Origin of the sequence: Brevundimonas goettingensis (genome assembly GCF_017487405.1) — a bacterium.
Classification (GTDB): domain Bacteria; phylum Pseudomonadota; class Alphaproteobacteria; order Caulobacterales; family Caulobacteraceae; genus Brevundimonas; species Brevundimonas goettingensis.
This window is the reverse complement of sequence record NZ_CP062222.1, coordinates 2,993,556-3,011,039: the sequence shown is the minus strand read 5'-3', so window position 1 is coordinate 3,011,039 and position 17,484 is coordinate 2,993,556. Positions and strand designations below refer to the sequence as shown.

The 17,484-nt window shown below is 66.7% G+C and carries 18 protein-coding genes and 1 pseudogene; 6 read left to right on the top strand and 13 right to left on the bottom strand.

The window, feature by feature from the left end; genetic code table 11:
- Positions 1-86 precede the first annotated feature (86 nt).
- On the top strand, positions 87-596 hold the full coding sequence (locus IFJ75_RS14720; protein WP_207868957.1) for a VanZ family protein: 510 nt from the start codon (positions 87-89) through the stop codon (positions 594-596).
- Here IFJ75_RS14720 and IFJ75_RS14715 read toward each other — a convergent pair.
- Positions 535-1,404 (bottom strand): N-formylglutamate amidohydrolase, encoded by an 870-nt coding sequence (locus tag IFJ75_RS14715; protein ID WP_207868955.1) that lies wholly within the window; start codon positions 1,402-1,404, stop codon positions 535-537. The two genes, IFJ75_RS14720 and IFJ75_RS14715, sit on opposite strands and share 62 nt — an antisense overlap.
- A gap of 145 nt (positions 1,405-1,549) precedes the next feature.
- Between IFJ75_RS14715 and cpdR the strand changes: the two are divergent.
- Positions 1,550-1,908 (top strand): annotated as a pseudogene (gene cpdR / locus IFJ75_RS14710) (cell cycle two-component system response regulator CpdR).
- Positions 1,909-1,963: 55 nt separating this feature from the next.
- On the opposite strand, the gene IFJ75_RS19770 reads toward cpdR, so the two are convergent.
- The 3 genes from IFJ75_RS19770 to IFJ75_RS14700 form a co-directional block, all read right to left on the bottom strand.
- Positions 1,964-2,275, bottom strand: a complete 312-nt coding sequence (locus IFJ75_RS19770; protein WP_225896840.1) for a phage terminase large subunit family protein — start codon at positions 2,273-2,275, stop codon at positions 1,964-1,966.
- A gap of 25 nt (positions 2,276-2,300) precedes the next feature.
- Positions 2,301-3,122, bottom strand: coding sequence for a hypothetical protein (locus tag IFJ75_RS20225; protein WP_404822046.1), 822 nt, complete (start codon positions 3,120-3,122; stop codon positions 2,301-2,303).
- A gap of 771 nt (positions 3,123-3,893) precedes the next feature.
- Positions 3,894-4,286 (bottom strand): hypothetical protein, encoded by a 393-nt coding sequence (locus tag IFJ75_RS14700; RefSeq protein ID WP_207868954.1) that lies wholly within the window; start codon positions 4,284-4,286, stop codon positions 3,894-3,896.
- Positions 4,287-4,870: 584 nt separating this feature from the next.
- Here IFJ75_RS14700 and IFJ75_RS14695 point away from each other — a divergent pair.
- Together IFJ75_RS14695 and IFJ75_RS14690 are read left to right on the top strand one after the other, a co-directional pair.
- Positions 4,871-5,050, top strand: coding sequence for a YjzC family protein (locus tag IFJ75_RS14695; protein WP_207868953.1), 180 nt, complete (start codon positions 4,871-4,873; stop codon positions 5,048-5,050).
- Positions 5,051-5,235: 185 nt separating this feature from the next.
- The gene (locus IFJ75_RS14690) at positions 5,236-5,502 is read left to right on the top strand and encodes a DUF3892 domain-containing protein (RefSeq protein WP_207868951.1); all 267 of its coding nucleotides are present in this window, start codon (positions 5,236-5,238) and stop codon (positions 5,500-5,502) included.
- Between the two features lie 109 nt (positions 5,503-5,611).
- On the opposite strand, the gene IFJ75_RS14685 is transcribed toward IFJ75_RS14690, so the two are convergent.
- The 5 genes from IFJ75_RS14685 to IFJ75_RS14665 form a co-directional block, all read right to left on the bottom strand.
- Positions 5,612-6,883, bottom strand: coding sequence for a hypothetical protein (locus tag IFJ75_RS14685; protein WP_207868949.1), 1,272 nt, complete (start codon positions 6,881-6,883; stop codon positions 5,612-5,614).
- 85 nt (positions 6,884-6,968) lie between these two features.
- Positions 6,969-9,905, bottom strand: a complete 2,937-nt coding sequence (gene polA, locus IFJ75_RS14680) for a DNA polymerase I (RefSeq protein WP_207868947.1) — start codon at positions 9,903-9,905, stop codon at positions 6,969-6,971.
- Between the two features lie 42 nt (positions 9,906-9,947).
- The gene (locus IFJ75_RS14675; RefSeq protein WP_207868945.1) at positions 9,948-10,571 is read right to left on the bottom strand and encodes a DUF6655 family protein; all 624 of its coding nucleotides are present in this window, start codon (positions 10,569-10,571) and stop codon (positions 9,948-9,950) included.
- Positions 10,565-11,005: a VOC family protein gene (locus IFJ75_RS14670; RefSeq protein WP_207868943.1), complete on the bottom strand. Its 441-nt coding sequence runs from the start codon at positions 11,003-11,005 to the stop codon at positions 10,565-10,567. The genes IFJ75_RS14675 and IFJ75_RS14670 overlap by 7 nt, the downstream gene beginning before the upstream one ends.
- Positions 11,006-11,071: 66 nt before the next feature.
- Positions 11,072-11,323, bottom strand: coding sequence for a zinc-finger domain-containing protein (locus IFJ75_RS14665; RefSeq protein ID WP_207868941.1), 252 nt, complete (start codon positions 11,321-11,323; stop codon positions 11,072-11,074).
- A gap of 122 nt (positions 11,324-11,445) precedes the next feature.
- Between IFJ75_RS14665 and IFJ75_RS14660 the strand changes: the two genes are divergently transcribed.
- Positions 11,446-12,420, top strand: a complete 975-nt coding sequence (locus IFJ75_RS14660; protein ID WP_207868940.1) for an ABC transporter ATP-binding protein — start codon at positions 11,446-11,448, stop codon at positions 12,418-12,420.
- Between the two features lie 99 nt (positions 12,421-12,519).
- Here IFJ75_RS14660 and IFJ75_RS14655 read toward each other — a convergent pair whose 3' ends face one another.
- The 3 genes from IFJ75_RS14655 to bioB are packed head-to-tail and all read right to left on the bottom strand — an operon-like array spanning position 12,520 to position 14,649.
- Positions 12,520-12,933 (bottom strand): Tat pathway signal protein, encoded by a 414-nt coding sequence (locus tag IFJ75_RS14655; RefSeq protein WP_207868939.1) that lies wholly within the window; start codon positions 12,931-12,933, stop codon positions 12,520-12,522.
- A 34-nt stretch (positions 12,934-12,967) separates the two neighbouring features.
- The gene (locus IFJ75_RS14650) at positions 12,968-13,627 is read right to left on the bottom strand and encodes an HPP family protein (RefSeq protein ID WP_207868936.1); all 660 of its coding nucleotides are present in this window, start codon (positions 13,625-13,627) and stop codon (positions 12,968-12,970) included.
- An 8-nt stretch (positions 13,628-13,635) separates the two neighbouring features.
- Complete coding sequence (gene bioB, locus IFJ75_RS14645; RefSeq protein WP_207868934.1) at positions 13,636-14,649, bottom strand: biotin synthase BioB; 1,014 nt, start codon at positions 14,647-14,649, stop codon at positions 13,636-13,638.
- Positions 14,650-14,807: 158 nt separating this feature from the next.
- Between bioB and ahcY the strand changes: the two genes are divergently transcribed.
- Complete coding sequence (gene ahcY, locus IFJ75_RS14640; RefSeq protein WP_207868932.1) at positions 14,808-16,199, top strand: adenosylhomocysteinase; 1,392 nt, start codon at positions 14,808-14,810, stop codon at positions 16,197-16,199.
- Between the two features lie 73 nt (positions 16,200-16,272).
- On the opposite strand, the gene IFJ75_RS14635 is transcribed toward ahcY, so the two are convergent.
- Positions 16,273-17,400, bottom strand: coding sequence for a hypothetical protein (locus IFJ75_RS14635; RefSeq protein WP_207868930.1), 1,128 nt, complete (start codon positions 17,398-17,400; stop codon positions 16,273-16,275).
- Positions 17,401-17,484: the final 84 nt, after the last annotated feature.

Here is a 17,484-nt window from a genome sequence, read left to right as displayed (position 1 = left end):
AACGTCGAATTCACCACGCCGCTTCATGGCGCATTGGACATCGCTTGCGTAACCTGAGGTTCGGTCTTCAGGATTTTACCCGCGTGTTGACGCCGTCTCTCCTTACCCCCAACCGGGTCCTCCGGATTCTGCGTCCGACCGCCGCCGTCTGCGGGCTCGGTCTGGCGGTCGTGATCCTGGGGCCTTTCCACGGGCTGGAGCGGGTGTTCGGCCTGACCGACGGTCCGGCCCACGCCATCGCCTTCTTCTGGATCGTCACCGGCCTGTTCGCGATCGCCCCCGGATGGCGGCGCGGCGACATCGCCCTCGTCGCCCTGCTGATCGCGGTCATGTCCGAGACGCTTCAGGCCCTGACCGGCCGCAGCCTGTCGCTGCTTGAACTGGCCGCGGATGCGGTCGGGATCGTGGTGGCCATGATCCCCGGCTGGGTCGAGCGGCTGCGGTTCCTCGCCCGCACCGCGCCCGACGCGACCTTCGCCGAGATCCGCGCCCAGGACCGCCGGGGCCAGCCCGACGCCGAGGCCGCCCTTGACGTCACTGCCCTCGTTCGCTCGCCCGCCACGCGCCATCGTCGGCGGCGCAAAGAGCCGCGATGACCCCGTCCAGCACGGCCTTGCAGCGGCCGTAGCCCGGCCCCGGCTCCAGCGTCGTCTCGTCGAGGTAGAGCGCCCGGTTCAGCTCGATCTGGATCGCCTGATACCCCTCGTCCGGCCGGCCCCAGATCTGGGTCGTATAGCCTCCCGCATAGGGCTGGTTCAGCCCGACGCGCCAGCCCGCCGCTTCGAACAGCGTCCTGAGCTTGCGGGTCAGCCCGCTGGCGCAGGCCGTGCCGTGCCTGTCGCCCAGGATGACGTCGGGTCCGGCCGCGCCCCTCGCCCCGCCCCGCACCGCCCGCGACGGCATCGAATGCCAGTCGACCAGCACCGCCAGTCCATGCCGCGCGTGCGCCGCCCGCATCAGCTCGCCCAGGGCCGCATGATAGGGCGTATGGGCCAGGGCCAGCCGGGCCCTGGCCTCCGCCAGCATCAGCCGCCGGTCGTACAGGGCCACGCCGTCGCCGGCCTTTCTGGGGATCACCCCGAACCCCGCCGCCGTCTTCGCAGACACCTCACCGGCCTCCAGTCCCTCGATCAGGGCCGGATCCAGCTCCTCGGGCGCGCGGTTCAGGTCAACCCAGGAGCGGCTGAACCGCCCCGCGATCAGGGGCGCGCCCCGCCGGGGCCCCGAGGCGACCAGCCGGTCCACCCCCACGTCCTCGGCGCTCCTCAGCGAGGCCTCCGACAGCCCCGCCGCCGCCCCCATGTCCTCCGGAACCCCCGCCCCCGAATGCGGCGAGGCGAAGACGAACGGCCCCCGCTCTCCTTCGGGCAGGCTCAGGCTGAAGGGGAGGGCGTCCGGCGTCATCCTTCCCGCATAGCCGATTTCCCCGCTCGTCCACAGCCCGTCCACCGGCCCGTCCCCTGCCTTCGTTCGCCCCAACGGTGATTTTCATGGGCGGTTTACGCTTGGGGGCATAAGGTCTGCGTTCTCGAACGTGGGGAAGGCAACGATGGCGCGCATACTTCTGGCGGAAGACGACGCCTCCCTGCGCGGCTTCCTGACCCGGGCGCTCGAGCGCGCGGGCCACACGGTGGTCGATTGCGAGAACGGCGACGACGCCATCGACGCCCTCGAGCACGGCCCCTACGACCTCTTGCTGACCGACATCGTCATGCCCGGCGCCGACGGCATCGAGGTGGCCCGCGTCGCCGCCGCCCGCATGCCCGGCCTGCGCATCATGTTCATCACCGGCTTCGCCGCCGTCGCCCTCTCGGCCGCCCAGGCGTCGCCGCAGGCGAAAGTGTGCTCTCGAAACCCGTTCACCTGCGCGATCTGGTGAACGAGGTCGACCGCATGGTCGCGGCATAACCTCTCCACGAAGTGGGGAGGGGGACCGCCCGCGTCTTCGCGGGTGGTGGAGGGGTCAACCCCACGCCGGTCCTGCCGGCCACGTTTGCGGCGCTGAAATCCCCCTCGGCGTCACGCCGAAGTCCAGCGACCGTATCCTCGGCCCCTCTCCGCGCTGCCCCAGCAGCAGGGCCGTCACGCCCCAGACCAGGGCGTCCGCGCGGTCCAGGTCATACCGCCCCTCGTCCTCCGAGCCGAAGGCCATCAGTTCCTCCTCCAGGGCTGAAAACACCCCCGCGTGCCGCACCCGCCCCTGTTCGTACAGCGCCGCCACCGGCTCGGCCCGCGCCCGCTTGCCCGAGGTCGCTCGCACCGGCCGGAACCGCAAGCCTGACCCCGCAACCCTTCAGAGTTTAGGCCCGCCGCCTCCAGCACCGCCCGCACCATCTCCCCGCCCTGATTGACCTCGGCGACGATCTCGCCCGCCCCGAACTCGCTCGCCGCCGCCAGAGCCCTTCGCGCCCAGCCCTCGGGCGACAACCCCTTGCCGACCGGTCCGCCAGCACCACGGCCCGCTCTCCGGCCCGCGCCACCACCACGATCCCGCAGGCGTTGCCCGACATCGTTGCCGTCGGATCGACGGCAACGACGATCTTTTCGTAGGGGCTACCGCCCTTCGGGCTACTTGAGCCCCGGGAGGTGGTCGTCTCCTCCCTTGCCGCGCTCATCATCTCCGCCGTGAAGAGCCCGCCCTCCGGCTCCACCACCAGCCCCTCCAGCTCCTGCGCCGCCCGCCGCGTCCCGCCATAGAGCGCCTGCAGCCCCTCCAGAAACGCCGGCGCCAGGTTCGCCGCATTGTCCTGCGTCGGGGCGTGGCTCTGCCTGCACGAGGCCTCCGCCCGCAGAGCCTTCAACGCCGCCGTCGGCCGGGGCGTGGTGGTGACGCATAAGCGAGGGGCGCAATCCTCCCCGTCGCTCTCGCGACGGGGAGGGGGACCGCCCGCGTCTTCGCGGGTGGTGGAGGGGCCGGCCGCACGCGCTTCCTGCCCCTCCACCGCTTCGCGGTCCCCCTCCCCATCGCCAAGCGGCGACGGGGCGGATCGCAGCGGCAACCGCAACCCCATCCGCACCATGGCCAATACCTCGCCCCCGTCCCGCCAGGCGCAGAACTCATCCGCCCAAGCCGCCGCGAACTGCGGGCCTCTCAGCGAATCCGGGTCCTCGGCCGAAAACACGAACGCCTCCGCCCCGCCGGGAAACACACCAGCCGCCGCCGCGACGCCTGATAGACGGGCCACTCCCCTTCACCCGCCACCGCGGCAGGCTCAGTATCCCCGACGGCCCCCGATCATCACCTCGCGCGCGTCATGCAGCGTCGCCCCGATCAGGGCCAGCCGCCCGCACCGCTCCGCCATGTCCGAGATCCATGACGCCCCCGCCAGCGTCTTGCCCGCCCCGCGCCCGCCCAGAAACAACCACGTCGACCAGTTCCCCCGGCGCCCGCTGCTGGGGTCGCAGGATGAGCTGCGTCGTCTCCTCCCCACGCAGTGGGGAGGGGGACCGCATATCCTTCCCATCTCTGATGGGGAGGGGGACCCCGAAGGGGTGGAGGGCCGGTCGCGCAGCGACCGGTGGGGGTGGAGGGGCGATCCGCGTGAGTCCCCCGCGCCTCCGCCCTCTGAAAGAATTTGTCCATCGCCGCATCCGCCCCACAGGCGTCCGTGATCCCGCGATAGTCCCTGCGCTCCGCCATCTCCGCGATCTGCACCCTGAGCGCCGCCCGCGTCCGTTCCGGATTCCCGGGATCGATCACAGGCCGAGGCGGACCCACAAAGTCTCCTCCCCGTGCCTCCGGCATGGGGACGCAGCCCGGCTCCCCTTCGGCCCGTGACGGAGGGGGCGACACCGCGTCCACCGCAGACCCCCGCCGTCTCCTCCCCACTCCGTGGGGAGGTGGCGCGACGCATCTTCGCGTCGTGACGGAGGGGGCGACACCGTCTCTCCGCTCACCCCCGCCCGCAAATCCGCCCGCCGGATCCCCGCGCCTCCGCCTGCGAACAGATCGTCGCCGCCTTCACCCCGAACCGCACCACCAGAACCGTATCCGGCGTCCCCGCCGCCCTCAGGGCGAACAGAGCCCGCCACTGCCCCTCGGTCAGCCGGCTGTTCGGATGCCGATACTCATCCGCCCGATCCGTAAACGCCGGCGCCCCGCGCCTCGCGGGATGCCCCTCGGGCAGGTCCCCGATCCGCATCCCCAGCCGCTTCGCATGCGCCGACCAGGTGTCCGCCGAGACCCCGGCCTCGGCCCTCAGCGCGCGAGTCCTCCCCGCATGCCAGCGCCCGAACAGAGCCCGCCACGCCGCGTCGTCATGCTTCGAATTGAAATGCTTCCCCATCCCCAAAGGATAAGGCCCCCGCCCCCTCAGGCGGGCTCAGCGGCCGGGAAAAGCGCAAACCCAGGCGGGGTTTGGGATTGGGAGGCCGAGTTATGATGGCTGGCGGATTTGGACGGGGGCATCCAACCCCCCCTATGAGCAACCTTCAGTAGGAATCCCCCCGGACTACCTTCAACTGCCGAATCGACGTTCAATTGGGCCGCCAGCCACACGTATGGTCGGTTAACAATCCGTCGACCACAACATGTTGTGGGTAAGGCGTCGCTTTCGTCTAGACTCGCTACGAAAGGCGCCTTAGCTGCAGTTTCATTGAACACCGTTGCCGAGGAGGCTCAGCGAACGAACTAGCAACATTATTTTCTGGGTGGGGGCCTGCATGAGCAGGAGGATGCCAAGAAGACTGAGAGGAGCGGCGGGCCAAAGTTTCTGAGGCCGAGGACCGACCGCCCCCCTCTCGACAGCACCGAGATATGACGCTGTGCGAATCACTTCGCTCGCGCGGGCTTAGCACGCAAGACGGGTTGTCCACAGCGTCTCCTTTTCAATGTGAATCCCGTGGAGGATTCATACCGGAGACTACGACAATGGGCTTCAAGCCTGGATCCAATACCGGCCGCAATGGCGGCATCTTCCAAGAGGTGGGGCCGCGTGGCGGCTCCAAACCCAACTATGCGGCGGTGCCGGACAATCACCGGCTCCCGCCGACGACCGCGCCGGGTTCGACGTGGAAGCCGACCCATCGCACTCCCAACAGCACCCGCTGAGGTCAGTGTGATGGTTCAAATTCCGCAACGCCCTCTCGTGCCGAACGTCCCGTTCCCTTCGCGGCCTTCGGTTCCCTCAACGCCCCATCGGCCGTCGTACCCGACCGTGCCGCGTCCCGGGCATAGATAACAATGCGGCGGCTCGGAAATCCGGGCCGCCGTTCCATCACAACAGGATATCAAACATGGCAGACGTGCATGTCACCTGCATCAACAAAACGCCGCGCGATAATACCCATGAGGGCATCACGCATCTCGGCGGTAGCACTTGGAAGTGGACTCGAGAGCAGGTCATTTCCTCGATCGAGGCCAAGACGAACACCTTCTATACCAAGGTGAACGGCAATCGCGGCGATATCGGTGTCGTGAATGGGCCGAGCGGCAAATACGTTCGGACCTACGCAGACGGCAAATGGAACGACAACTTACTTTCTTTGCCTGAATGTGCATGAACATTTTGGGCCATGCGAACTCCGTTCGCATGGCCCAATTATTTTTCGCCGTCCTTGGTTAGCTCTGCCATTGAAACGACGTCTGCAGCCGTGACGCGGATTGAGCGGCTTATTCTGTTGTTGAATGGGCTTTCGTCTGTTGATTTGGATCCGTCCGGTTCAGTAACGCGACGACTGTCGCTCGAAGGTCTGGTATTTTTTCCAGTGCCCTTTGAAAGCCAGCGGAGGCCAACAGCGACTCGTAGGGACTGCTGTGCTCTTCCATCGACAGAAAGCGCAGTGGTGCTTCTTCGAGTCGATCTAAGGCAGACGCAAATAACCGAGCTTCAAGTTCTGGGTCTAGTCGAGCTGCCTCCTTACGGTATCCCTCATAGGCGCGCGCTACGGAGGCCTTAAAAGCATAGTCTTCGGCTAGCCGGAATCTCTGCCCGATTTGCCTCGTTGCCAGCCAAGCAAACCAAACCGGCGCGGCAATAGCGAATATTGACATGCCCGCGTTTAACCAAACCCATTCATGATCGATTGATTGCGCAGATATCAAGTCTTGGAGAGATTTTAGTCTGAAATATCCTAGATACCCTCCGGCACTCAAGGCTGTAAATAGAAATGCAACCCAAATCCAAGTCGATCTATTGAGTTGTGATGCTCTTTCCGTAAACGACGCAGCCAGTCCAGCGGTAGTGGCTGCGCTGTACGCGGCTTCAATGTTAGATATTAGCTTTTTAGCTTCCGACTCCTGTCTAGATATTGAATCTATGTCTAGAAGAGAAGATTGAAAGCTTTCTTGAATCTTATTTGAGTAATTTGATGCGGATTCTGAATATGAAACAATCTCGTCTCTAGCTTCCTTCAGCGATTGTAGGTCCGTTGGAAGGTCGAGGGCCGCTGCGTGGGCTTCGTTTATGCGTGCGACTTGATCATCCATCTCGGCTGTGCGAGGTTCTAGACGAGTAATTGCTGCTTCTAAATTTCGTATTCTTCGAGCTATATTGTGAGGAACCAAGCTCTTGTCATCGATCGCTTCCCAATTAGGGGTGTCGCTCGTCGATAAGGACTCAATGTTGGAGATTATTATCTCGAAGTTCGCCAGTACCTGAGGTGCTGAGCCTGTTATCTGTGGCACAGTATTTGCTTGAAACCATGAAATTTGCTCAGGCAATCTGGAGAGTTGACCTCTCGCTGCCGCGTCAAAACTCTCATCGCTCTGTTGAGACAGCCTGTGAGCTAACCGGCGGGCTCGGTTAGCCATATCGTCTCTACTAAGGGGTGGCATATTCCAGCCGCCGATCGCCAAATGGTATGGCTGCTCAGTCCAGTATTCTTCTATAAATGTCGCGAAGCCTTCCAAAGCATTTGTCGCGCTCACCACTTCAGACAGCATGATTTTCGTTCCTCCCTCAAGGTTGTAGCTTAACCTTAAGAGCGAGCGAGGCAATGTCGACCCGTGTGGAGAGCAGGCCCGCCGCCTAGTGCGCCTCGTCCCAGTTCTTCGCGGCCCGCGCATCCACCACCAGCGGCACGGACAGCTTCACGGCCGGTTCGTCCGCCGTCTCCATGACGCGGCGGATCACGACCATGGCCTTCTCCGCCAGACCTTCCGGCGCCTCGAAGACCAGTTCGTCGTGGACCTGAAGCAGCATCTTCACTTCGCCTAGCCCGGCCTCGGCCAGGGCCGCGTGCATCCGCATCATGGCGCGGCGGATGATGTCGGCGGCGGCGCCCTGGATGGGGGCGTTGATGGCGGCGCGTTCGCCGAACTGGCGCTCGGCGCCCGATTTGGAATGGATGGCCGGGATGTGGATCTTGCGGCCGAAGACGGTGGAGACGAAGCCCTGCCGGCGGACCTCGGCCTTGGTCCTGTCCATGTAATCGCGAATGCCGGGGAAGCGCTCGAAATAGGTCTTGATATAGGCGCCGGCCTCGCCCTGATCGATGCCCAGCTGGGCGGCCAGGCCGAAGGCCGAGATGCCGTAGACGATGCCGAAATTGATCGCCTTGGCGCGGCGCCGCGTCTCGGACGGCATGCCCTCGACGGGGACGCCGAACATCTCGGACGCGGTGGCCGCGTGGATGTCGAGCCCGGCCTTGAAGGCGCGTTTCAGCTCGGGGATGTCGCCGATATGGGCCAGCAGGCGCAGCTCGATCTGGCTGTAGTCGGCTGAAATCAGGACATTGCCGGGGGCGGCGATGAAGGCCTGACGGATCTGGCGGCCGATCTCGTTGCGGACCGGGATGTTCTGCAGATTGGGGTCGGAGGAGGCGAGGCGGCCGGTGGTGGCGGCGGCCAGCTGATAGCTGGTGTGGACGCGGTCGGTGGCCTCGTCCATGGCGGCGACCAGGGCGTCGGTATAGGTGCCCTTGAGCTTTGAGAGCTGGCGCCAGTCGAGGATGGCGCGGGGCAGGGGGTGGGTCTCGGCCAGGGCCTCCAGCGTGGCGGCGCCGGTCTCCCACTGGCCCGAGGCGGTCTTCTTGCCGCCGGTCAGGTTCATTTCGCCGAACAGAAGCTCGCCGATCTGTTTGGGGCTGCCGATCGAGAAGGGGCGGCCGGCGATCTCGTGGGCCTCGGTCTCCAGCTCGGCCATGCGGATGCCGAACTCGCTGGAGAGGCGGCGCAGGCGTTCGGGATCGACGCGGATACCCTCCAGCTCCATCTTCGACAGGGTCGTGGGCATGCCGCGTTCCAGCGTCTCATAGACGGTGGTCAGGCCTTCCTTGGCCAGACGGGGCTTGAGGATGCGCCACAGACGTAAGGTGACGTCGGCGTCCTCGGCGGCATAGGCGGTGGCCGGTTTCAGTTCGACATGTTTGAAGGATTTCTGGGCCTTGCCCGTGCCCGCGACGGTCTTGAACGGGATGGGGTCGTGGGCCAGATGGAGGCGGGCCAGCTCGTCCATGCCGTGGCCGTGCAGGCCGCCTTCGAGGACGTAGGAGATCAGCATGGTGTCGTCGGTCGGGGCGACGGCGATGCCCCTGCGCGCCATGACGGCGATGTCGTATTTGCCGTTCTGGGTCACCTTCAGCACCGCCGGGTTCTCCAGCAGCGCCTTCAGCCGGAGGAGCACCGTCGGCTTGTCCAGCTGCTGCAAGGGCTCTCTGGCGTCGGGCGCATCCCCGAAATCGAGCCCCCCCGACCCCGCCATCGGCTCATGCTCATGCGTCAACGGCACATAGCAGGCGTCGTTCGGCCCGATGGCCAGCGACACCCCGCACAGGCCCGCGTGGGTCGCGCTGAGCGAATCCGTCTCGGTATCGAAGCCCACGACCCCCGCCTCGGTCGCGCGGGCGATGAAGGCGTCCAGGGCCTCGAGGTCCTGAATGCAGGCGTAGGACTCGTGGTCGAAGACATGGGCCTCGACGTCGGCGTTGACGGCCTTGGGGGCATAGCGCGGGGAGATGACCGGCGCGCCGAGTTGGGGGATTTTGGGCGCGGCGCGGTTCTGGGGGGCGGTGAAGGCCTGGCCGTCGTGGTCGGAGGTCTTGCCGTCGCCGACGCGGCGGGCCAGCGAGCGGAACTCCATCTGGTCGAGGAAAGCCGAGAGGGTGGCGGGGTCCGGGTCGCGGACGGCGAAGTCCTCGATCGGCTCGGGCGCCGGGGCGTCGCAGGTCAGGCGGACCAGCTCGCGGCTCAGCAGGATCTGGTCCTTGAAGTTGATCAGGGTCTCGCGGCGCTTGGGCTGTTTGATCTCGCCGGCGCGCTCCAGCAGGGTGTCCAGGTCACCGTATTCGTCCAGCAGCTGGGCCGCGGTCTTGGGGCCGATGCCGGGGGCGCCGGGGACGTTGTCGACGCTGTCGCCGATCAGGGCCTGAAGATCGACCATCTTGTCCGGGGTGACCCCGAACTTCTCCATGACCGCGTCTTCGGCCAGCCTGCGGTCCTTCATCGGATCGAACATCACGACGCCGTCGCCGATCAGCTGCATGAGGTCCTTGTCGGAGGACACGATGACGGCCTCGCCGCCCGCCGCCCTGGCCTTGCAGGCATAGGTCGCGATCAGATCGTCCGCTTCATAGCCCGCCAGCTCGACGCAGTGGACGCCAAACGCCGCCGTCGCCTCCCTGACCAGCGGAAACTGCGGAATGAGGTCCTCCGGCGGCGGCGGCCGATGCGCCTTGTACTGGTCGTACAGCGCATTCCGGAACGTCTTCTCCGAATGATCGAAAATCGCCGCCAGGTGCGTCGGCCCGTCCGACCCCTGCATGTCCTGCAATAGCTTCCAGAGCATGTTGCAATAGCCCTGCACCGCCCCGACCGGCAGACCATCGGACTTGCGGGTCAGGGGCGGAAGGGCGTGGTAGGCGCGGAAGATGTAGGCCGAGGCGTCGATCAGGTAGAGGCGCAGGGGCGGGCCGTCCTGCGTCAGGGGGCGGGCGGCTTCGGTCGGATCGGCGGGGGTGTCGGACATGGCCGGCACCATAGGGGGCGTCGGCGGCGGCGTCAGCCCGGTTTAGAACTCGCGCCAGCTGTCGCCGGGGTCGCGCTCGCCGGGCGAGAGCGACTGCTGGCCCCAGGCGATGACCATCATCACCTTGTGACTGCGGATGCGGAAGGTGCCGATCATGGGGGTGACCGCGCCGAGCGGGGCCCCGGTCTGGGCGTCGTAGAGGAAGCCCGAGAACTCGGCGACGCCGACCCGGTCACGCCGGCTGTAGACCGACAGTTCGGGGATGGAGACGACGTTGAAGGTCTCGTTGATCGGCACGGCCAGCGGCGGCAGGCCGACGACGCGGCGCATCTGTTCCAGCGACAGGGCGCCGGCGCGCAGCTCGAACACGGCGTCGGCCTTGTCGCGGGTGTCGGCCAGGGCGTAGCCGGCCTCGGAGATGGCGGCGCGGATCGAGCTGATGGCGTAGCTGGGATTGTCGACGTTGAAGAAGGCGCCGTCGACGAAGATCCGGCTACCGACGGGCAGGGGCAGGGTCAGATGCTCGACCGCCCGGTCGGCGGCGCGGGCCAGAAGCAGCTGTTCGGTCGCGGTGCGGCCGGTGTTGCTTTCGGTCGTGGAGGCGCAAGCCGAGGCGAGGGCGCAGGCCCCGGCGAGGCCGGCCAGGCGCAGGGCGCGTCCTACCATGCGCCGACGTTGGGCATGGAGACCCAGGGCTCGGCCGGGGCGAGGGGCTCGCCCTCCTGCAGCAGTTCGATGGAGATGCCGTCCGGCGAGCGTACGAAGGCCATGTTCCCGTCCCGGGGCGGGCGGTTGATGGTCACGCCCGCGTCCATCAGCCGTTGGCAGGCGGCGTAGACGTTGTCGAACTTGTACGCCAGATGGCCGAAATTCCGGCCGCCCGTATAGACCTCGGGATCCCAGTTGTACGTCAGCTCGACCTCGGGCGACCGTTCGGCGGCCGAGCGGGTCCTGTCCCCGGGGGCGGCGAGGAAGACGAGGGTGAAGCGACCCTTCTCGTTCTCGGTGCGGCGCACCTCCTCGAGCCCGAGCGCGTCGCACCAAAAGCGCAGGGAGGCGTCGAGGTCGGCGACCCGGACCATGGTGTGGAGATAGCGCATGTTCGGAACCTTCGGGGGAGAGGCGGGGCCTTGTGAGCCCCAATCCGGACTTTCTGAAGTCGAGTCTCAGTGCGCCTCGGGCGGGCGGGCCGCCGGGTCGAGGTATTCGCTCTCGCTGTGCGGATGGGCCGACAGGACGAAGCGACGGTCGCAATAGCCGCACTCGATGAAGTCGTCCTCGCCCATGTCCAGATAGACCAGCGGATGGCCCAGCGTCGCGCCGTGCACGCCGTTGCCGCCGTCGCAGGCGACCCGTTTGGACGAGACCACGATCTCTTCGGGCGGCGGGACGGGAGTGTCGGACTGACGAGGCGGCATTTCGGAAGGCTCACAATATCCCGGCGGGCCGGGTCTTGGCGGGGAGGGCGGCGACGCATAGGTATGCCCGCGCGCTGCTTATCGTCAAACGGCGCGAACCGATAGACGCCCGAAAGCTCTTCATGACCGAGACCGAAGCCCTGCCCGTCAACGCCATCGAGGTGCGCGGGCTGGAGAAGACCTACGCCGGGACCAAGAAGGCGCCGCCCAAGACCGCCCTGCGCGGCGTGGATCTGGTGATCCCGCGCGGTTCGATGTTCGGCCTGCTGGGGCCGAACGGGGCCGGCAAGTCGACCCTGATCAACATCCTGGCCGGGATCGTCAACAAGACCGGCGGGACGGCCGCCATCTGGGGCCGCGACATCGACAAGTCGCCGCGCGACGCCCGCGCCGCCCTGGGCGTCGTGCCGCAGGAGATCGTCGCCGACGTCTTCTTCACCCCGCGCGAGGCGCTGGAGGTGCAGGCGGGCTTCTATGGCGTGCCGGCCAATGAGCGCCGCTCGGACGAGCTACTGGCTGCGCTCGGCCTGTCAGACAAGGCCAACGCCTATGTCCGGGCGCTGTCGGGCGGGATGAAACGCCGGCTGATGGTGGCCAAGGCCCTGGTGCACAATCCGCCGATCCTGATCCTGGACGAACCGACCGCCGGCGTTGACGTCGAGCTGCGCCGCCAGCTGTGGGAGTATGTCCGCCGCATCAACGCCGAGGGCGTGACCATCCTCCTGACCACCCACTATCTGGAGGAGGCGCAGGAGCTCTGCGACACCATCGCCATCATGAACCGGGGCGAGGTCGTGGCCTGCGAGCCGACGCCTCAGCTGCTGCGCCGTCTGGATACGCGCAATGTCGTGGTGACGCCGGAGCATGCGCTGGACGGTCTGCCGACGGTCGCCGGTTTCGATGTGGTCGCCCGGGCCAACGGGGCCTTCGCCATCAGCTACAAGAAGGGACAGTCGTCGGTCGAGCACGTCCTGGCCGCCGTCCGCGCCGCCGGGGTGACCATCGCCGACATCACCACCGAGGATCCGGATCTGGAAGACGTCTTCCTGGCCCTGACCTATGGCGACGCCAACGCGGTCAGTCCGACGAAGGACTGAGGGCAGGGTCGAGGGGCGAGGGTCCCCGCCTTCGCGGGGGTGAGCGGAACAGGGCGGCGCTCAAGCCGCGAGCGACCGCGTCGAGAGCATAGCGCCCCTTTAAAGCACCATCACCGTGCCCAGCAGCACGACCGCGCCGCGTTTGCGCAGGATCTTGAAGGTGGCGACCTGGAGGTCGTGGGCCAACTGGTCGAGGTCCGGGACCTGTCCGGGCAGCAGGGTCCCGGCGGTGGTCTGGATGACCGAATTATGGGCGTCGGCCAGGCGCGGAATGGCCTGGGTCGCCTTGGCGTGAAGTTCGGCGTCGGGGACGTCCAGGCCGATCTCGACCGTCATCACCCCGCGTTGGCCGTCGGGCCTCACCACCGTCGCGGTAAGGGTGCTCAGCCGCATGAAGCTTTCCTTGGGCGCTTCACTTTCGCCGCCCCCTCCGGAGGCCTGGGCGGGCAGGGCCGTCGCCGCCAGGGCGAGGCCGGCGAGCGGAGCGAGGGAGAAGAGGGCGCGACGGTTCATGCGCCCACCCTGACACACGGCGTTTAAGGTCGGGTTACGGGCGCTGGTGGGTCCGGGCGGCGGCCAGGTTGGCGATGGTCCGCAGGTCCGCGGCGCTGACGTCCAGCGGCTCGCCGAAGGTCTGGAGCGCCGCCTCGATGTCCGCCTCGCTGATGGGCGGGGGCGGCGCGACCGGGGTCGGAACGGCCTTGTGCGGCCAGGCGTGGCCGGTGAAGCGGTGGAACAGCCAGCCCGAGGCGACGACCAGAACGGCGTTGAGGCCGACCGGCACGAAGGCGAACATCCAGCCGTGGCTGGCCAGGGCCGGGCCGCCGAGGGCCGCGACCAGGGCCGACCCGCCGCCGGCCGGATGCAGGCTGCGGGTCGCCGACATGGCGGCGATTGAAAGGGCGACGGCGGCGCCCGCCGCGATCATCGGCTCGGGGATCAGATGGGCCGCGACGACCCCGGACAGGGCGGAGACGACATTGCCGCCGATCACCGGCCAGGGCTGGCCCATCGGGCTGGCGGGGACCGCGAACACCAGCACCGCCGAGGCGCCCAGAGGCGCGGCCAGCAGCATGGCCAGGTCGAGATCGCCGAGGATCGCGCGGCTGACCAGTCCGGTCGCGGCGATGCCGATCAGGGCGCCGAGGCAGGCGACGGCGCGGTCGCGCAGGGTGGCGCCCGCGAGAATGGGCGTGAAGGCCTTCATGCGTCGGATCAGGCTTGCAGCGGCTGCATCGGCTTCAGATCGAGCAGGGCGAACAGTTTCGCGTTCTCGTCCTGCTCCGGATTGGGCGTAGTCAGGAGCTTGCCGCCGACGAAGATGGAGTTGGCGCCGGCGAGGAAGCAGAGCGCCTGCATCTCCGGGCTCATGGTCTCGCGACCGGCCGACAGTCTGACCATGGCCCTGGGACAGACCAGGCGGGCGACGGCGACGGTGCGCACGAACTCGATCGGATCGATCTCGCCGGTCTTGAGGACCCGCTCGCCCAGCGGGGTGCCGGTGACGGGCACCAGGGCGTTGACCGGCAGGCTGTCGGGATGTTCGGGCAGGGTGGCCAGGGCGTGCAGCAGGCCGGCGCGGTCGCGGCGGCTCTCGCCCATGCCGACGATGCCGCCGCAGCAGGTCGACATCCCGGCGTCGCGCACGTGCTGAAGGGTGTCGAGCCGGTCCTGATAGGTCCGTGTGGTGACGACCTCGGCGTAATACTCCGGCCCGGTGTCGAGGTTGTGGTTATAGTAGTCCAGCCCGGCGTCCTTGAGCTGCTGCGCCTGATCGGCGGTCAGCATGCCGAGGGTGGCGCAGGTCTCCAGACCGAGCGCCTTCACCCCCGCGATCATGGTGGCAAGCTTGGGGGTGTCGCGGTCCTTGAGCTCGCGCCAGGCCGCGCCCATGCAGAAGCGGGAGGCGCCGCCGGCCTTGGCCGCCATGGCCTCGGCGATGACGGCGGTCGCGTCCATCAGCTTTTCGGCCTTCAGGCCGGTATCGAAGCTGGCCGACTGGCTGCAGTAGCCGCAGTTCTCGGCGCAGCCGCCGGTCTTGATCGACAGCAGCTGGGACTTCTGCACCTCCGACGGGTCGAACCAGCGGCGGTGCACGGTCGCCGCGTCGAAAACCAGTTCCATGAAGGGGCGGGCGAACAGGGCCTCGACCTGATCCAGCGTCCAGTCATGGCGCGGCAGGCTCAGATCAAAAGTCGCGGTGCGGATCGGGGATGCGTCATCGGCCATGCGGGATTCCGTAGACCTGTCGCTGCGTCCCGCCAAGCGATCGCGCTCACATAAGGATATCCTTATATGTTTATTGCCCGATTAACCCGGGCGGGTTATAGGGCGCTCAATCGCCAATTCGCGACCGGCTCCGGCCGTGCGCTCCAGGAGCCCCCTGCATGACCGACTATATCGTCCGCGACATCTCGCTCGCCCCGTTCGGCAACAAGGAAATCGCCATCGCCGAAACCGAAATGCCGGGTCTGATGGCTCTGCGCGAGGAGTTCGGCAAGCAGCAGATCCTGAAGGGCGCGCGCATCGCCGGCTCGCTGCACATGACCATCCAGACCGCCGTCCTGATCCAGACGCTGGAAGCCCTGGGCGCCGACGTCCGCTGGGCCTCGTGCAACATCTTCTCGACCCAGGACCACGCCGCGGCCGCCATCGCCGCCAACGGCACCCCGGTGTTCGCCACCAAGGGCGAGACCCTGGAAGAATACTGGGACTACGCCCACAAGATCTTCGAATGGGCTGACGGCGGCTATCCGAACCTGATCCTCGACGACGGCGGCGACGCGACCTTGCTGTGCGTGCTCGGTCCGAAGGCCGAGAAGGACCTGTCGCTGATCTCGAACCCGCAGAATGAAGAAGAGGAAGCCCTCTTCAAGGTCATGAAGCGCTACATCGCCGAGAAGCCCGGCTTCTACTCGGCCATCCGCGACGCCATCGGCGGCGTGTCGGAAGAGACCACCACGGGCGTTCACCGCCTGTACGAAATGGCCAAGAAGGGCGACCTGCCGTTCCCGGCCATCAACGTCAACGACAGCGTCACCAAGTCCAAGTTCGACAACCTGTACGGCTGCCGTGAATCGCTGGTCGATGCGATCCGTCGCGGCACCGACGTCATGCTTTCGGGCAAGGTCGCCGTGGTCTGCGGCTACGGCGACGTGGGCAAGGGTTCGGCCGCTTCGCTGCGCAACGGCGGCGCCCGGGTGATCGTCACCGAGATCGATCCGATCTGCGCCCTGCAGGCGGCGATGGAAGGCTATGACGTCCAGACCCTGGAAGACGTCGCCGACAAGGCCGACATCTTCGTCACCACGACGGGCAACAAGGACGTCATCCGCGTCGAGCACATGCGCGCGATGAAGAACAACGCCATCGTATGCAACATCGGTCACTTCGACTCGGAGATTCAGGTCGCCGGCCTGAAGAACTTCAAGTGGGACGAGATCAAGCCGCAGGTGCACCACATCGAGTTCCCGGACGGCAAGAAGATCATCCTGCTGTCGGAAGGCCGTCTGGTGAACCTGGGCAACGCCACGGGCCACCCCTCGTTCGTGATGTCGGCGTCCTTCACCAACCAGACCCTGGCCCAGATCGAACTCTGGACGAACATCAAGTCCTACGAGAACCAGGTCTACACCCTGCCCAAGCACCTCGACGAAAAGGTCGCCATGCTCCACCTCGGCAAGCTGGGCGCCAAGCTCACCGTGCTGACCCCGGAGCAGGCCGCCTACATCGGCGTGCCGACCGAAGGCCCGTTCAAGCCGGAAGCCTATCGCTACTGAGTGAGGGCGAAAGCCCGAACGAAAGAGCCCCGCGACACGGTCGCGGGGCTTTTTCTTTTGGCGTCGATAGGGTCTAGGCCGCCAGGGAAATACCGCCGGGGACGTCGTCGCGGCCGGTCAGGCTGACCTCGAAGTCGGCGAGGAGATCCAGCAGTTCTTCCGGCGACGGCATGGGCTTGCCGGGCGCCATCCGGTATTTCCAGAAGCTGACGATGTGCTGGACCGCGCCCAGCCGCTCGCCCAGCTTGGCGAACAGGTGCGGGGCGTCGCGCAGGAAGTCGCGGAAGCCGGCCGGGTCGCCTTCCTGCGTCAGACCGATGAAAGCGTCATCATAGACGCGCAGCATGGTCGCGGTGCTGTCGCAGGTGGACTGGATGCGGCGTCGCACCGTCTCGCGGCTGCGGTCGAGGGCGACATATTGCTGGTCCGTCGGACGGCCGCGCGGCTTGACCGTCCGCACCGCCTCGACGACCGCTCCGACGTCGCCGATGACGCCGCGCAGAACCCATTTGTAATAGAGGAAGCCCTTCCAGCAGAAGATGCCTTCCTCATACTCTTCGGGCCGCAGACGCAGCGTCATGCCGAGCGCCGAGAGGTCGTCGCCGGCCGAGTTGGACAGGATCTTGTCGGTCAGGCGGGCGACCGGGTTTTCGGCCGAAAGGTCAGCGTCCGGGCCCATCGACAGATCGACCAGCGGGGTGATTTCCTCGCCGACGAAGGCGATCATGGCCCCCAGGTCGGCCTCCGACAGGTTGAAATAGCAGGTCGCCGGGGTGACTCCGTTGCGGCGCAGGGCTTCGCGCAACAGGAAGGGGTCCAGGCCGGGCAGGGTGTCCATGACCTTCAGGGTGGCGAGGTCAGGGTGGTCGTGACCGATGCCGAAGACCTGCTGCATCGTGGCTTCGTAGCCGATCTCGCCGACGAAGATGTAGCGGCCGCCGACGCGCAGGTCGCCGGCGTCGATGGGCAGGACGATCTTGGTGGCCACGTGACGGCGCAGCCGGAACCGGTCGACTTCGTCGCGGCGCAGCCGGTGCTTGATGATCATGGCCCGGTTGAGCAGCGGGTTCCTGAACAGGGGCGCGTCGGACCAATCCTCGGTATGGCCGTGCTCGCGATGGACGGCCGTGAGGTTCAGGACCCGGGCTGTCGACGCCGAGTCTTGCAGATTGGCCAGGTTTCGGATCGAGCGGTCGGTCATCAAGGGTTCCGGGGAGGAAGCGCCACCGTACGCAGGAAAGGTTGACCAAGGCGCCAGCGAACACGGTCACCGGAGCGTTAACCC

What these genes read in the sequence shown, in the direction of transcription:
- polA (WP_207868947.1), bottom strand. Translation starts at nt 9,905, where the DNA reads ATGTCCGACACCCCCGCCGATCCGACCGAAGCCGCCCGCCCCCTGACG.
- IFJ75_RS14685 (WP_207868949.1), bottom strand. Translation starts at nt 6,883, where the DNA reads ATGCTGTCTGAAGTGGTGAGCGCGACAAATGCTTTGGAAGGCTTCGCG.
- ahcY (WP_207868932.1), top strand. Translation starts at nt 14,808, where the DNA reads ATGACCGACTATATCGTCCGCGACATCTCGCTCGCCCCGTTCGGCAAC.
- IFJ75_RS14700 (WP_207868954.1), bottom strand. Translation starts at nt 4,286, where the DNA reads ATGGGGAAGCATTTCAATTCGAAGCATGACGACGCGGCGTGGCGGGCT.
- bioB (WP_207868934.1), bottom strand. Translation starts at nt 14,649, where the DNA reads ATGGCCGATGACGCATCCCCGATCCGCACCGCGACTTTTGATCTGAGC.
- IFJ75_RS14690 (WP_207868951.1), top strand. Translation starts at nt 5,236, where the DNA reads ATGGCAGACGTGCATGTCACCTGCATCAACAAAACGCCGCGCGATAAT.
- IFJ75_RS14695 (WP_207868953.1), top strand. Translation starts at nt 4,871, where the DNA reads ATGGGCTTCAAGCCTGGATCCAATACCGGCCGCAATGGCGGCATCTTC.
- IFJ75_RS14665 (WP_207868941.1), bottom strand. Translation starts at nt 11,323, where the DNA reads ATGCCGCCTCGTCAGTCCGACACTCCCGTCCCGCCGCCCGAAGAGATC.
- IFJ75_RS14670 (WP_207868943.1), bottom strand. Translation starts at nt 11,005, where the DNA reads ATGCGCTATCTCCACACCATGGTCCGGGTCGCCGACCTCGACGCCTCC.
- IFJ75_RS14660 (WP_207868940.1), top strand. Translation starts at nt 11,446, where the DNA reads ATGACCGAGACCGAAGCCCTGCCCGTCAACGCCATCGAGGTGCGCGGG.
- IFJ75_RS14655 (WP_207868939.1), bottom strand. Translation starts at nt 12,933, where the DNA reads ATGAACCGTCGCGCCCTCTTCTCCCTCGCTCCGCTCGCCGGCCTCGCC.
- IFJ75_RS14650 (WP_207868936.1), bottom strand. Translation starts at nt 13,627, where the DNA reads ATGAAGGCCTTCACGCCCATTCTCGCGGGCGCCACCCTGCGCGACCGC.
- IFJ75_RS14675 (WP_207868945.1), bottom strand. Translation starts at nt 10,571, where the DNA reads ATGGTAGGACGCGCCCTGCGCCTGGCCGGCCTCGCCGGGGCCTGCGCC.
- IFJ75_RS14715 (WP_207868955.1), bottom strand. Translation starts at nt 1,404, where the DNA reads ATGACGCCGGACGCCCTCCCCTTCAGCCTGAGCCTGCCCGAAGGAGAG.
- IFJ75_RS14635 (WP_207868930.1), bottom strand. Translation starts at nt 17,400, where the DNA reads ATGACCGACCGCTCGATCCGAAACCTGGCCAATCTGCAAGACTCGGCG.